Source organism: Caballeronia sp. BR00000012568055 (genome assembly GCF_029439455.1).
Taxonomy (GTDB): domain Bacteria; phylum Pseudomonadota; class Gammaproteobacteria; order Burkholderiales; family Burkholderiaceae; genus Caballeronia.
The window spans coordinates 1-14,586 of the sequence record NZ_JAQFVG010000307.1 but is presented as its reverse complement, the minus strand read 5'-3'; the positions used below and the strand labels follow the sequence as shown (position 1 = coordinate 14,586).

General features: G+C 60.1%; 13 protein-coding genes and 1 pseudogene. 9 read left to right on the top strand and 5 right to left on the bottom strand.

All coding sequences use genetic code 11. From position 1 onward, the window contains the following. Positions 1–111: 111 nt before the first annotated feature. Together P7F28_RS21180 and P7F28_RS21175 are read left to right on the top strand one after the other, a co-directional pair. Entirely contained in the window at positions 112–894 is a 783-nt protein-coding gene (locus tag P7F28_RS21180; protein ID WP_277186627.1) for an aldolase/citrate lyase family protein, read from the top strand. Then, entirely contained in the window at positions 891–1,592 is a 702-nt protein-coding gene (locus P7F28_RS21175; RefSeq protein WP_277186626.1) for a tetratricopeptide repeat protein, read from the top strand. Before P7F28_RS21180 ends, P7F28_RS21175 begins: the two co-directional genes overlap by 4 nt. A 39-nt stretch (positions 1,593–1,631) precedes the next feature. Here P7F28_RS21175 and rodA read toward each other — a convergent pair whose 3' ends face one another. From rodA to P7F28_RS21150, 5 genes are all read right to left on the bottom strand, one after another. Continuing rightward, positions 1,632–2,780 (bottom strand): rod shape-determining protein RodA, encoded by a 1,149-nt coding sequence (gene rodA, locus P7F28_RS21170; RefSeq protein WP_277186763.1) that lies wholly within the window; start codon positions 2,778–2,780, stop codon positions 1,632–1,634. Between the two features lie 22 nt (positions 2,781–2,802). Continuing rightward, a complete protein-coding gene (gene mrdA, locus P7F28_RS21165) occupies positions 2,803–5,058 on the bottom strand; it encodes a penicillin-binding protein 2 (protein ID WP_277186625.1) in 2,256 nt (751 codons plus the stop codon). A gap of 88 nt (positions 5,059–5,146) precedes the next feature. After that, entirely contained in the window at positions 5,147–5,659 is a 513-nt protein-coding gene (gene mreD / locus P7F28_RS21160; protein ID WP_277186624.1) for a rod shape-determining protein MreD, read from the bottom strand. Then, positions 5,656–6,780 (bottom strand): rod shape-determining protein MreC, encoded by a 1,125-nt coding sequence (gene mreC / locus P7F28_RS21155; RefSeq protein ID WP_277186623.1) that lies wholly within the window; start codon positions 6,778–6,780, stop codon positions 5,656–5,658. Before mreC ends, mreD begins: the two co-directional genes overlap by 4 nt. A 185-nt stretch (positions 6,781–6,965) precedes the next feature. After that, positions 6,966–8,009 (bottom strand): rod shape-determining protein, encoded by a 1,044-nt coding sequence (locus P7F28_RS21150; RefSeq protein ID WP_004189550.1) that lies wholly within the window; start codon positions 8,007–8,009, stop codon positions 6,966–6,968. A gap of 378 nt (positions 8,010–8,387) precedes the next feature. Here P7F28_RS21150 and gatC point away from each other — a divergent pair, with 378 nt between their 5' ends. The 7 genes and pseudogenes from gatC to P7F28_RS21120 all read left to right on the top strand — a co-directional run. After that, positions 8,388–8,687, top strand: coding sequence for an Asp-tRNA(Asn)/Glu-tRNA(Gln) amidotransferase subunit GatC (gene gatC, locus P7F28_RS21145; RefSeq protein ID WP_277186541.1), 300 nt, complete (start codon positions 8,388–8,390; stop codon positions 8,685–8,687). A 40-nt stretch (positions 8,688–8,727) separates the two neighbouring features. Next, positions 8,728–10,224 (top strand): Asp-tRNA(Asn)/Glu-tRNA(Gln) amidotransferase subunit GatA, encoded by a 1,497-nt coding sequence (gene gatA / locus P7F28_RS21140; protein ID WP_277186540.1) that lies wholly within the window; start codon positions 8,728–8,730, stop codon positions 10,222–10,224. Continuing rightward, on the top strand, positions 10,221–11,696 hold the full coding sequence (gatB, locus tag P7F28_RS21135) for an Asp-tRNA(Asn)/Glu-tRNA(Gln) amidotransferase subunit GatB (protein WP_277186539.1): 1,476 nt from the start codon (positions 10,221–10,223) through the stop codon (positions 11,694–11,696). Before gatA ends, gatB begins: the two co-directional genes overlap by 4 nt. Positions 11,697–11,782: 86 nt before the next feature. Continuing rightward, the gene (locus P7F28_RS21130) at positions 11,783–12,622 is read left to right on the top strand and encodes a PPK2 family polyphosphate kinase (protein ID WP_277186538.1); all 840 of its coding nucleotides are present in this window, start codon (positions 11,783–11,785) and stop codon (positions 12,620–12,622) included. Between the two features lie 23 nt (positions 12,623–12,645). After that, complete coding sequence (locus P7F28_RS21125; RefSeq protein ID WP_277186537.1) at positions 12,646–13,431, top strand: exodeoxyribonuclease III; 786 nt, start codon at positions 12,646–12,648, stop codon at positions 13,429–13,431. Between the two features lie 241 nt (positions 13,432–13,672). Next, positions 13,673–14,224 carry a PAAR domain-containing protein gene (locus P7F28_RS33890; protein WP_368860350.1) on the top strand — a complete coding sequence of 184 codons (552 nt, stop codon included), beginning with the start codon at positions 13,673–13,675 and terminating at the stop codon, positions 14,222–14,224. A gap of 1 nt (position 14,225) precedes the next feature. Continuing rightward, a pseudogene (locus P7F28_RS21120) lies at positions 14,226–14,586 on the top strand (N-acetylmuramoyl-L-alanine amidase); the annotation flags it as partial.

Genomic DNA, 14,586 nt, shown 5'->3' with positions numbered 1-14,586 from the left:
ATGATCGCTCGATGAGCCGCCCATCACCCGGCGCGGCCGAAAACGGAGCGCGAGCATGCCGTCTTATTTGTTTCGTCGCAATCGAATGGCCCGCTCACAAGAGGCCGCGCGATGAGCGCCTTCACCAATCCCCTCAAGCAGCGTTTCAGCGAACCCGGTCCGCTTTTCGGCCTATGGCTTTCGCTCGGCAGCGCCGATGCCGCCGAAGCACTCGCGCACGCGGGCTTCGACTGGTTGTGCATCGACATGGAGCACTCTCCGAACGATAGCCGCGATGTCGTCGATCAGCTTCGCGCGATTGCCGCCGCGCATTTGCCGAGCGAGCCGATCGTGCGCGTGCCGTTCGCGGAAGGCTGGCTCGTCAAGCGTGTTCTCGATGCAGGCGCGCGCACGTTGATGTTCCCCAACGTGCAATCGGCGGAAGAAGCGGCGCATGCCGTGAAGCTCACGCAATATCCGACCGCCGATGCGCGCGACGGTTTGCGCGGCGCGGCGGGCATGGTGCGCGCGGCGTCCTACGGCGCGCGCCGCGACTATATGACGACCGCGAATGCGCAGATTGCGACCATCGTGCAGATCGAGTCTGCGCAAGCGCTCGATTCTATCGATGCAATCGCGGCCACGCCAGGCGTCGATTGCCTGTTCATCGGCCCGGCGGATTTGGCCGCGAGCCTCGGCCATCTCGGCGATAGCAAGCATCCCGACGTGCTGAACGCGATCGACAAGATCGTCGCGGCGGCGGAACGCGCGGGCATCGCAAGCGGCATCTTTGCGCTGGATTCGGCGAGCGCGCGTCAGTACGCGCAGTCGGGCATCAAGATGGTTTCGATCGCCGCCGATGTCATCTGGCTACTCAAAGCGACACGGCAAGCGCTTCAGGAGACGAGTTCATGAGAACCGCTTGGCGAGTCGTTATCGCGGCGGCGTCGTTCGTCTGGCTGACGGGCGCGGTTCCGGGCGCGGCATCGGCGCAAGGCAAGTCGAAACCGGTCGATCTCGCCACTCAGAACGCCGTCGCCGATTACAACGCGGGCAATCTCGTGTCGGCGCGTTCGGAATTCAATCGCGCGGCGCAAAAGGGCAGCCGTCTCGCCGAATTCAATTACGCGATGATGCTGCTCAACGGCGAAGGCGGCCCCGCCGACGTGCCCGAAGGCAAAAAGTGGCTGCGCAAAGCGGCCGACGCGAACATGGCGCACGCGCAGTACGTCTACGGCAAGATGTACGACGACGGTGAGTTTGTCGAGAAGGACCCGACGGAGGCGCATCGCTGGTTCTTGCTGGCGGCGAATCAGGGGCACGTGCAGGCGGAACTCGCGCTGGCGAATCAGTTTCTCGATGGACGCGGCACCGCGCGCGACAACACGCAGGCGTTCACCTGGTACAAGAAAGCCGCGCAAGGCGGCGATATGACCGCGCAGTACGTGGCGGGATCGTTCTACGAGCGTGGCGGCGATGGCGTCGAGCGCAATCTGAATGTCGCGCGCGCGTATTACGCGGCGGCCGCGGCACAGGGCGATCCGGCGGCGAAGCTGAAGTATCAGCAGTTGAGCGCTGAACTGGAGAAGGAACGGCCGCAGCAAGCGCAATAAAAAAGCGCGGAGCAATCCGCGCTTTTTTTCATGGAACGATCAGCTCTGCATCAATCGCTTCTGCCGCGCCACGCTCATGATCAGTCCGACGGCGACGCCCAGCGTCGTCAACGCCGTCCCGCCGTAACTCATGAACGGCAGCGGCACGCCGACCACCGGCAATATCCCGCTCACCATGCCGATATTTACGAACGCGTAAGTAAAGAACGCCAACGTCAGCGATCCGGCCAATAGTCGCCCGAAAAATGTCGCGCCGTTCGCCGCGATAAACAATCCGCGCGCGATCAGCGCCATATAGAGAAAGAGCAGCACCAGCCCGCCAGCCAGCCCGAATTCTTCGGAAAAGACTGCGAAAATAAAGTCCGTGTGCTTCTCGGGAATGAACTCCAGATGCGCCTGCGTGCCCTTCAGCCAACCCTTGCCCAACGTGCCGCCCGAACCGATCGCGATGACTGCCTGAATGGTGTGGAAGCCTTTGCCGAGCGGATCGGAAGTCGGGTCGAGCAGCGTGCAGATGCGATGCTTCTGATAGTCGTGCATCATCGGCCAGTTCACTTCGGGCTGGCAGATCTTGTCCTGAAAAATGGCGATGCCCGCCACCGCGATCACCGCCGCGATCAACACCGGCACGATCAGCTTGAAGCTCAGACCCGCGAAATAGATCACGAACACGCCCGCCGCGAACACGAGCACGGCAGTGCCCAGGTCCGGCTGCTTGGCGATCAACCCGACCGGCAGCATCAAAATGATGAAGCCGACGATGTAATCCCACCAGCGGACATTGCTCTCGCGCTTCTGGTAGTACCACGCGAGCATCAGCGGCATGGCGATCTTCATGATTTCGGACGGCTGAATCACCACGCCGACGTTCAGCCAGCGCTTCGCGCCTTTGCGCGTCAGCCCGAACGCGGCAACGGCGATCAGCAAGGCCACGCCGACGGTGTACATCGGCACGGCGAAGCGCATCAGGGTTTGCGGCGGGATATTGGCGAGCACCCACATCAGCCCGAAGGTCAGCATGATGTTGCGCAGTTGGTCTTCCACGCGCCCCGGCATGTCCAGACTCGCGCTGTACAGCGTGACGATGCCGACACACAGCAGCAAAAACACGATCAGCGCGAGCGGCTTGTCGAAGCCGGCGAACATCCGCTTCGCGCGCTCCATCCAGACGTGTTTGTCGAATTGCATGTGCATTTGCATGCCGTTTCCTTTATTCGTCGATGCCGCCGGACGGCGCAACCGTGCGCACGTCGTTTTCGTTGCCGCGCACCATGGTCGGTGACGGCTCCGTGGGCCGCTTTTTCGGCGCGGGCGTGCGGCTCGGCGCGGAGGCGGGCAGGGCGGCGGTCGGCTGCGACGCGGCGCGTGACTTCGCTGCGCCCGATGCAGCCGGAATAGAAGCCGCCTTCGCGACATCCGGATTCGATGCCGCCTGCGGTGAAAACGCCGGCGACTTGTTCGCAACCGATGCCGGCAGCGCAGCCGCAGCAGGATTGCTTTCGCCGCCGATCATCGGCAGGCCGGAATCTTCCGTCGCGGATGCAGCAGCGGCGACCGCAGCGGCCTCCGCGCCCGGCTTCATCCGATCGACGAGGTAGTAATCGAGCACCTTGCGCGCGATCGGCCCGGCCGATTCCGCGCCCCAACCACCGTTTTCGACGATCAGCGCCAGCGCGATCTGCGGCTTCTCGGCAGGCGCAAACGCGATAAACAACGCGTGGTCGCGCAAATGCTCGGCGAGCGCGTGTCCCTTGTAGTTCGCGCCCTGCAGCGAATAAACCTGCGCCGTGCCCGTTTTGCCCGCCGCCTGATAGGGCGCGCCCGCAAACACCTTCACCGCCGTCCCGTTCGTCACGACGCCTTCCATCGCGCGCTTGATGAAGTCGATATCTTGCTGCTTCACGGCAATTTTGTCGCTCGGATCGCGGACGACTACCCGCATAGCCTTGCTGATCGGATTTTCGATATCGCGCACCAAATGCGGCTTCATTACGACGCCGTTGTTCGCCAGCGTCGCCGTGGCGTGCGCGAGTTGGAGAATCGTGAACGAGTTGTAGCCCTGACCGATGCCGAGCGAAATCGTCTCGCCCTCGTACCAGCGCTGCTGCTCCGGCTTGCGATACGCCTTGCGCTTCCATTCGGTCGAAGGAAGAATCCCGCGCGCCTCACCCGCGATATCGATGCCCGTAATCTGCCCGAAGCCCCACGGCTTCATGAACCCGGCCATCGCGTTGACGCCGAGATCATGCGCGAGCATGTAAAAGTACGTATCGTTCGACACGACGATCGCGCGGTTCATGTCCACCCAGCCCTGACCGGAACGCACGTCGTTGCGGAACGTGTGGCCGCCGAAGGTGTACGAACCCGGATCCTGGAAGCCCCAGCCCGGCGTGCGCTTGTGCAGCGTCAGCGCGGCGAGCGCCATGAACGGCTTGTACGTCGAACCCGGCGGATACGTGCCATGCAGCGGCCGATTCAACAGCGGGTGATCAGGCGAATTATTGAGCGCGTCCCACGTCTGCTGATCGATGCCATCGACGAAGGAATTCGGATCGAAACTGGGCGCGGACACGAACGCGAGCACGTCGCCGGTGGATGGCTCGATCGCAACGAGCGCGCCGCGCTTGCCCGCGAACGCCTGCTCCGCGACCTGCTGCAAACCGATGTCCAGCGACAACACGAGATTGTTGCCCGGCGTCGCCTGCGTGCGCGACATGGTGCGCACCGGACGCCCGCCCGCCGTCACTTCCACTTCTTCGAAACCGGTCAGCCCGTGCAGTTCGGTTTCGTAACTCTGCTCGACGCCGATCTTGCCGACGTAATCCGTGCCCTTGTAGTTGTTCGCGTCGAGACGCGGATCGTAGTGGTCGGAATTGGCGTCGTTGGCATCGCTTGCGTCGTCGATACGCTCCTGATCGCGCTGCGAAATCCGGCCGATATAGCCGATCACGTGCGCCGCCGTCGTCCCGAGCGGATATTGGCGGAACAGCCGTGCGCGCACTTCGACGCCCGGAAAGCGATAGCGCTGCGCCGTGAACTTGGCGACTTCGTCGTCGGTGAGACGCGTGCGGATCGGCAGGCTTTCGAAATTCTTGGAGTCTTCCAGCAGCTTCTTGAAACGGCGACGATCGCGCGAATCGACCGGAATGACTTGCGCGATGCCATCGATCACTTCATCCAGCGTGCCATTGATCTTCGATGGCGTGATTTCCAGCGTGTAAGCCGAATAGTTCTTCGCCAGCACCACGCCGTTGCGGTCGGTGATGATGCCGCGATTCGGCACGATCGGCGCGACGGAAATGCGGTTTTCGTTCGCCTGCAGCGAGTATTTGCTGAAGTGCCAGACCTGGAGATACAGGAAGCGCAGCCCGATCAGCCCGAAGCAGACGAACACGAACAGTCCCGCCGCCGCGACGCGCAGGCGGAACTTCGACAACTGTTGCTCGGTGTTCTTTATTTCGGTCATGCAGCTTTCGCGATTACGTTCGCGATGATTCGCGATTCAAGTGTAGTCCGCGCGCAGGCGTTTGCCTTGCGGCGCGCGGATGTCGCGCTCAGATCGGGCGCGTGTCGTCGGGATCGGCGGCGCGGCGTTGCGGTATCAGCAACAGAAAACTGGCGATCGGCCACAACGCGGCTTCGACGAAACCGTTGGCCAGATAGCTCCAGCCCGGGAACGCAGCCGCCGTCATCAGGCGGATGATGAACGGTACGAGCTGCGCGCCGACCAGCAACGGCAGCACGACAAACATCTGCACCATCAGCGACATCCACAATACACGCCGATGGATGGTGATCGCGCCATAGGACAGCAAGGTGTAAGCGAGCGCGTGCTCGCCGAGCAGATTCGCATTGTGCACGTCCATCAACAGCCCGAGCATAAACGCGATACCCATACCGACCTTGCGCGGCTGATGCACGTTCCAGAACAGCAGCACGATGGCGACGAAATCCGGCACGAACAGGAAACGTCCCCACGGCATCAGATTCAGCAGAAACGCGGCGGCGAGACTGAACGTGATGAAGTACGGATTGACCGGCTGGAGAATGTATTGCGGGCGGTTCATCGCGCAACTCCCGTCGATGACGCCGGTTTCGGCATATGCGCTTTCTTCGAATGCTTGGCCGCTGCCGCGCCGGATGCGGCCTTCGGTGCAGCCGATTTTTCCGATGCCGCCGCGCTCGCCGCAACCGCGGGAGCCGCCGGCGCGGGTGCCGACGCAGCCACCGCCGCCGATGCGCCACTCGCGCCCGACGCCACAGCAGCCTTGGCCGCAGGCTTCTTCTTGCCCTTGTTTTCCTTCGCTTCCTTGGCAGCAGCGGCCGCTTCGACTTCGATCGGATTCGGCGGCGTGTTCACGTTGTAGTGCAGCACGAGCAACTGACGCGCGCCGCGCACCGCCGCGATCGGAATACAGACCACGCGAGCGAACGCGGTATCGGCTTGTTTATCAACACGCAGCACTTTCGCGACCGGCAAACCCGGCGGATAGATACCATCCAGACCGCTGGTGACGAGTTCGTCGCCGGCTTGCACATCCGCGCTGATCGGCACGAAACGAAGATCGAGCGTGTCGCCCTTTGGCGTGCCGTAAATGACGCTGCGAAGGCCCGTACGCTGAATTTGCACGGGCACGGCCTGATCCTTGTCCGTCAGCAACGTGACTTCGGATTGCAGCGGAAACACGCGCGTCACCTGACCGATTACGCCGTCTTCGGTCACCACCGGCGCGCCGTCCTGAATGTTCTGCTGCGCGCCTTTGCCGATAACCACTTTCTGCGTGAAAGGATCGCGCGTGTCGTATTGGATTTCGGCAGGCGTCTCATCCGTCGATGCGCGCGATTGCAGATTCAGCAGCGCACGCAAATGCGCATTCTCGACCGCAAGTTGCGAGGCGTCGTTTGCTTTGACGGAGAGTTGCAGATTCTTCTCGGCGAGCTTGCTGTTCTCGCTGCGCAGCGTCGCGCTGGTCACGGCGAGATCCGCCGCGCCCATGAAGATGTCGCGCGGCACGAGCGCCGCGCGCTGCAACGGATAAAGCCCTGCGCCGAGAATGCCCCGGACGATTTCCAGCGTATTGAAACGCGCATCCGAAATCAGCAATGTGATGGCAAGCACCACAAAGAAGATCAGGCGCGCGAGCGCGGAAGGGCCTTGCTTGAATAGGGGCGGCGGACTGTATTCCATGGTCGGCGCCGAGGGCGTGAACGGATGGATCGATGCTGCAGGATTGGTCGCTGGTGGCGATTCCTGCCCTACGCTGTTTCGACAACGGCCCGGGTTGGAACCGGGCCGTGCTCGCGTCGCGTTACGCGGATGCGCTTAATTTTGCTCAGGCGTCGTGTCGAAAGACACAAGCCGATTGCAAAGCATCACTCGTAGGAGAAGATGCTGCCGAGCTTGTCCATGCGCTCGAGCGCCATGCCCGAGCCACGCACCACGCACGTCAGCGGATCTTCGGCGACGAGCACCGGCAGGCCGGTCTCTTCCGCGAGCAGACGGTCGAGGTCGCGCAACAATGCGCCACCGCCCGTCAGCATCATGCCGCGCTCGGCGATATCCGCGCCGAGTTCCGGCGGCGTTTGTTCGAGCGCGATCTTCACGGACGAGACGATCTGGTTGAGCGGATCCGTCAGTGCTTCGAGAATTTCATTGCTCGAAATGGTGAAGCTGCGCGGAATGCCTTCGGACAGGTTGCGGCCCTTGACTTCCATTTCCTTGACTTCGGAGCCAGGGAACGCCGAACCGATTTCTTTCTTGATGGCTTCGGCCGTTTGCTCGCCGATCAACATGCCGTAATTGCGGCGAATGTAGTTGACGATGGCTTCATCGAACTTGTCGCCGCCGACGCGCACCGAGCCTTTGTACACGATACCGCCGAGCGAAATCACGCCGACTTCCGTCGTGCCGCCGCCGATATCAACGACCATGGAACCCGTGGCTTCCGACACCGGCAAGCCCGCGCCGATTGCAGCCGCCATCGGCTCTTCGATCAAATACACCTGTGATGCGCCCGCGCCGTGTGCCGCTTCCTTGATGGCGCGGCGCTCGACTTGCGTGGACCCGCACGGCACGCAAATGATGATGCGCGGCGACGGCGAGAACATGCGGGATTCGTGTGCAGTCTTGATGAACTGCTTGATCATCTGCTCGGTGACGGTGAAGTCGGCGATCACGCCGTCTTTCATCGGCCGGATGGCTTCGATGTTGCCCGGCACCTTGCCGAGCATCTGCTTGGCTTCCTTGCCGACAGCCTGAATGGTCTTCTTGCCATTCGGACCGCCTTCTTGACGGATGGAAACGACTGACGGCTCGTCGAGAACGATGCCTTTGCCGCGCATGTAGATCAGCGTGTTGGCTGTGCCGAGATCGATCGCCAGGTCGTTGGAAAAGTAGCTACGCAAAAAGCCGAACATTCAAAAATCCTGTCTCGCTGGGTGGCCGTTCGTCGCTAAAAAGCGCTCAAGACGGCAGCGGAAAAAATAACGGTTTGCCGGGACGGCGAAAGCCCGCCGTGAAGTGCTAAACCGGGAAGAAATCTACCGCAGAATGGAACGTCCGGCGCAAACGTTTCTCGCAATACATTGATACAGGGAGAAAGCCGCTGCAAGGCCGATCCAGAAATGAGTCGAACGTGTAATGATACCTTATAATTTGTGGGTATCTATAGGAAAAGGATGGCAGTTTTTGCCATCGCCAGCCCTGTTTTGAAGGCTTCCTCCCATGATCGTAAAAGGCTGTCACAGCCATGATTTTTGCGATTCGGAGTTGTCCACGTTTTCTCCGGTGAATCCATGTCTTTGACCCTGACCGACGTAAAGCGCATCGCGCATCTCGCGCGGCTCGAACTGCCCGATAACGAAGCCGAACCCACGCTCGCGCGCCTGAATGACTTCTTCGGACTCGTCGAGCAAATGCAGGCTGTCGATACTTCCGGCATCGAGCCGCTCGCGCACCCGATCGACGCGATCGAGGAAGTCGCGCTGCGTCTGCGTGATGACGCTGTCTCAGAGCGCGTCGAGCGCGAAGAGTTCCAGCGTTCGGCGCCTTCCGTGCAGGATGGCCTCTACCTCGTGCCGAAGGTCATCGAATAATCATCGAATAAAACTGCGCTGCGAACATCAGGGAACTGCAATGCATCAGAAAAGCTTGACCGAATTGCGCGCCGCTCTCGACTCGAAGGAAATTTCCTCGGTCGAACTGGCGCAGTCGTATCTGCAACGCATCGACGCGGCGAAGTCGTTGAATGCGTTTATTGGCGTGGATGCCGCGTTGACGCTCGAACAGGCGAAAGCCGCCGATGCGCTTATCGCGCAAGGCCGTGCGGGCGCGCTGACCGGCCTGCCCATCGCGCACAAGGACGTGTTCGTTACGCGCGGCTGGGCATCGACCGCTGGCTCGCACATGCTCGAGAACTACGCCAGCCCGTTCGATGCCACCGTCGTCGATCGGCTCGCGCAGGCGGGCATGGTCACGCTCGGCAAGACCAATATGGACGAGTTCGCGATGGGCTCGTCGAACGAGAATTCGTACTTCGGCCCGGTGAAAAATCCGTGGGACGTGAAAGCGGTGCCGGGCGGTTCGTCGGGTGGATCGGCGGCGGCGGTGGCGGCGCGTCTCGCGCCCGCTGCAACGGGCACGGACACGGGCGGATCGATTCGCCAGCCTGCATCGTTCACGGGCATCACAGGCATCAAGCCGACGTACGGCCGCGTGTCGCGTTACGGAATGATCGCGTTCGCGTCGTCGCTGGATCAGGGCGGGCCGATGGCACAAACCGCCGAAGACTGCGCGCTGCTGCTCAACGCGATGTCCGGTTTCGACGAGCGCGACTCGACCAGCCTGCAACGCGAGAACGAAGACTACACGCGCTACATCGGCAAGAGCTTCGGCGATGACGCCAGCAAGCCTTTGAAAGGCCTGCGCATCGGCATGCCGAAGGAGTACTTCGGCGCGGGCCTCGCCGACGACGTCCGCGCGGCCATCGATGCAGCGTTGAAGCAATACGAAGCGCTCGGCGCGACGCTCGTCGAAGTCTCACTGCCGAAGACCGAGCTTTCGATTCCCGTGTACTACATCATCGCGCCGGCGGAGGCATCGTCGAATTTGTCGCGGTTCGATGGCGTGCGCTACGGGCATCGCGCCGCGCAGTACAAAGACCTGCTCGACATGTACAAGAAGTCGCGCGCGGAAGGCTTCGGTCCCGAAGTGAAGCGGCGGATTCTGGTCGGCACCTACGTGCCCTCGCATGGTTACTACGACGCGTACTACCTGCAAGCGCAGAAAATCCGCCGCATCATCGCGCGCGATTTTCAGGAAGCGTTCAAGCAGTGCGACGTCATCATGGGACCGGTCGCGCCGTCCGTCGCGTGGAATCTCGGCGAGAAGACCGACGACCCCGTGCAGATGTATCTCGCCGATATCTACACGCTGTCGGTCAGCCTCGCCGGTTTGCCCGGCATGAGCGTGCCGTGCGGCTTCGGCGCGGGCGCGAATGCGAATCGTCCGGTCGGTTTGCAGATCGTCGGCAACTATTTCAACGAAGCCCGGATGCTCCAGGTCGCCGACGCGTTTCAGCGCGCGACCGACTGGCACAAGAAGGCACCATCGGCAGCGGTTTCGGGAGAGTGAACATGCAGTGGGAAGTCGTCATCGGTCTGGAAACGCACGCGCAGCTTTCCACCGTCTCCAAGATTTTCTCGGGCGCGGCCACGCAGTTCGGTGCATCGCCGAATTCGCAGGCGTGTCCCGTCGATCTCGCGTTGCCCGGCGTGTTGCCCGTGATGAATCGCGGCGCTGTCGAGCGCGCGATTCGCTTCGGCTTGTCGATCGGTTCGACCATCGCGCCACGCAGCATTTTCGCGCGCAAGAACTACTTCTATCCCGATCTGCCGAAGGGCTATCAGATCAGCCAGTACGAGATTCCGGTCGTGCAGGGCGGTCAGATCACGATTCAGGTGCCGGCCAATGAAAAGGCGGGCAAGGAAGCGTACGAGAAGACCATCAATCTGACGCGCGCGCATCTGGAAGAAGACGCCGGCAAGTCGCTGCACGAAGACTTTGCGGGCATGACGGGCATCGATTTGAATCGTGCGGGGACGCCGCTGCTCGAAATCGTCACCGAGCCGGAAATGCGCAGCGCGGCGGAAGCGGTCGCGTATGCCAAGACGCTGCATACCCTGGTCGTGTGGCTCGGTATCTGCGATGGCAACATGCAGGAAGGCTCCTTCCGTTGCGATGCGAACGTCTCCGTGCGTCCGGTCGGTCAGAAGGAATTCGGCACGCGCGCCGAGATCAAGAACCTGAACTCGTTCCGCTTTCTCGAAGAAGCGATTCAGTACGAAGTGCGCCGTCAGATCGAATTGATCGAAGATGGCGGCACTGTCGTGCAGGAAACGCGTCTCTACGATCCGGACAAGCGCAAAACAGTCTCTATGCGGAGCAAGGAGGATGCAGCCGATTATCGCTATTTCCCCGATCCGGATTTGATGCCGCTGGTGATCGATTCAGCGTGGATCGAGCGCGTGAAAAGCGAGATGCCCGAACTGCCTGCGGATATGCAGAAGCGCTTCGTCGATACCTACGGTTTGACGCCGTATGACGCGGGCGTGCTGACGGCATCGAAAGCGATGGCGACGTATTTCGAAGCGCTCGTTCAGAAGGCAGGCGCGGCGCAAGCGAAGATCGCCGCAAACTGGCTGATGGGCGATGTCTCCGCGCAACTCAACCGCGAATCGCTCGATATCAGCGAGTCGCCGGTGTCGGCGGCGCAGTTGGCGTTGGTTGTGCAGCGTATCGCGGACGGCACCATCTCCAACAAGATCGCGAAGGACATCTTCCAGGCGATCTGGGAAGAGAAAGCGACGGACGAAGGCGCGGCGGATCGCATTATCGAAGCGAGGGGTTTGAAGCAGATTTCGGACACCGGCGCGCTTGAAGCGATCATCGACGAAGTGCTTGCGGCCAACCAGAAATCGGTCGATGAATTCCGCGCGGGCAAGGAGAAGGCGTTCAACGCGCTGATCGGTCAGGCGATGAAGGCGACCAAGGGCAAGGCGAATCCGCAGCAGGTCAACGAGTTGCTGAAGAAGAAGCTCGGCTGAAGATTCGTTTGATGACGGAAGCGTGAAGGAAAGGCCGTTGCCGGTTAAGCTGTGCAACGGCCTTTCTTATTGGTGGTCAGAAAAATATGTCAAAGAAACCCGAACTCGACGACTTCCGCGTGCCGTTTTTCGATGGCGGCAAGAAGCTCAAACCGTACGATCTGAGCGCGATCGATCCATCGTCCAAGCCCTTTTCCAGCGGCTCGAAAGACGCGGACCGCGAACGCCTGAGCGCGATCGGCGCGCAGCTCGACGACTTGCAGGAGAAGCTCCACGCGCAACGGAACAAGCGCGTGCTGCTGGTGCTGCAAGGCATGGACACGAGCGGCAAGGACGGCACCGTGCGCGCGGTGTTTCACGATGTCGATCCGCTCGGACTGCGTATCGTGCCGTTCAAGGCGCCGTCGGAGCGCGAGGCATCGCACGACTTTTTGTGGCGCGTCCACGCGCAAGCGCCGATGGCCGGTGAGTTCGCGATCTTCAATCGCAGTCACTACGAAGACGTGCTCGTGCCGCGCGTGCTCAAGCTGATTAACGATGACGAATGCGAGCGGCGTTATCGGCATATTCGCGAATTCGAATCCTTGCTCGCGGATAGCGGCACGACCATCGTCAAATGCTTTCTGCATATTTCGAAGGACGAGCAGCGCGCGCGTTTGCAAGCGCGTATCGACGATCCGACCAAGCACTGGAAATTCGATGTCTCGGATATTGAGGCGCGCAAGCAATGGGACGATTATCAGCAGGCGTATATGAATCTGCTCGGCGTGACATCGACGGACTATGCGCCGTGGTACATCATTCCGGGCGATTCGAAAACGCATCGCAATGTGATGATTGCCGAACTCGTGTTGCGCACAATGCAGGGTATGAAACTCGATTTTCCGCCGGCGAAGGAATCGCTGAAAGGCGTGAAGGTCGAATAAATCAATCGATAAAAAGGAAGCGTATGTTTCGCGTGATCACCGCCAATCTCAATGGCATTCGTTCGGCTGCCAAGAAAGGCTTTTTCGACTGGTTCGGCGAGCAGAAATCGGATGTCGTGTGCGTGCAGGAAATCAAATGTTCGCAGGACGACTTAACGCCCGAGTTTCTCGCGCCGCACGGTTTTCAGGGCTATTTCCAGCATGCGGTGAAGAAGGGTTATAGCGGCGCGGGCGTGTATTCGCGTCATGAGCCGGATGATGTGGTTATCGGTTTCGGCAGCGAGGAGTTCGATGCGGAAGGGCGCTATGTGGAAGCGCGTTTCGGCAAGTTATCGGTGGTGTCGGTCTATGTGCCGTCGGGATCGAGTGGCGATGAACGGCAACAGGCGAAGTATCGCTTTATGGGCGAATTCATGCCGCATCTCACGGAGCTTTCGAAGGAGCGCGAAGTGATTTTGTGCGGCGACGTGAATATCGTCCACAAGGAAATCGATATCAAGAACTGGAAGAGCAATCAGAAGAATTCGGGCTGCTTGCCGGAAGAGCGCGCGTGGCTCACGCAATTGTTCGATGAAGTCGGTTATGTCGATGTATTCCGCACGTTGGATCAACGCGCCGAGCAATACACGTGGTGGAGCAATCGCGGACAGGCGTATGCGAAGAACGTCGGGTGGCGGATCGATTATCAGATCGCGACGAAAGAGGTTGCCGCGACCGCGAAGAAGACTTCGATTTTCAGGGATATCAAGTTCAGCGATCATGCGCCGCTGACGATTGATTACGACTGGAAGCTGACCAAGAAGAAGTGATTGATTGCCCTGTACTGGATATTGATCTGGTACAGGTGTTGCCTCAACTTGAGCGCAAGCCTCACGGCGGTTGGTTTAACGCTTGCGCAAGTGGTAAAGATTTAATGTAATTGGTGACTCTGCTCCTTCGACGCAAATACAAATCTCCCAAGCACGATTATTCTTAAGCGGTTCTGCGCGCTACGTGAGCGTTTGCTGAATGATTCGTTAAACGAATCAAATAATCCGATGAGGGAAGAGTATGCGAAAAGCGGCTGTGAGAGATGGAGATTCAACTACCACAGGAGGACGCGTCTTTGCCTCCGGATCAAGCATCAATGACAAAGGAAGGAAAGTCGCGCTCGACGGTAACGAAGCAACTTGCGGAAAGTGCGACGGTGTTTTCAAGATTCTTGGCACTGGCCGAAATGTTCTCAATGGCGCCCGAAATGTGGTGGTGGACGATGATCGCGTTCTGTGCCCTTGCGGGAAGAATCGCGTAATCGTCGGCAGCACCCCTGGAATCTGGCTAAATACTGCGAAAGGGAGTAAGCCGACAGGTACGACTTCACTGGTGGAAGAAGGTAGCGAGCCGAATAGCGGGGAAAATCGAAGGTGGATCCTTGTTCAAAATGAACTCGGTAAGCCTCTTGCTAATCGCTCGTACATCGCCCGAGTGGCAGGCGTTCAGCATTTCGGGACCACAGATGCAAGGGGTTACGCGGTGGTTGAAACGGATCGCGAGCAAGCAGTGGAGATACACGTTTTGTTTTCTTCCCCGCGGCGTGAGTTAAGTCCATTGCAAGGGAGTTAGGATGGCAGCCGACTACAACATCGAGCATTGGACGTCTACGCGCACGCTCGCAGGAAATACACGTGACGAAGCCATTGTCATCTCGGTCAATGATCGAGCAGCCACGCGACAAGCAATCATCAATCTTGTTCGCCGCCGCGGCTTGAACTTTGTGGAACGCTCGGATTGGGCCGCGCATAAAAGTCGTTCGGAGCGAATGCGCGACGACTGGGACTACACGAAGATAGCAATTCATCACGCCGGGCGGAGCTTTGCATGCGGGCCGGCGGCACTGCAATTGCAAGACATTCAAGACATGCAAATGGGGCGATCGAAGTCTCCAAGCGACGATATCGGCTATCACTACGCCTTGGATTGCTTTG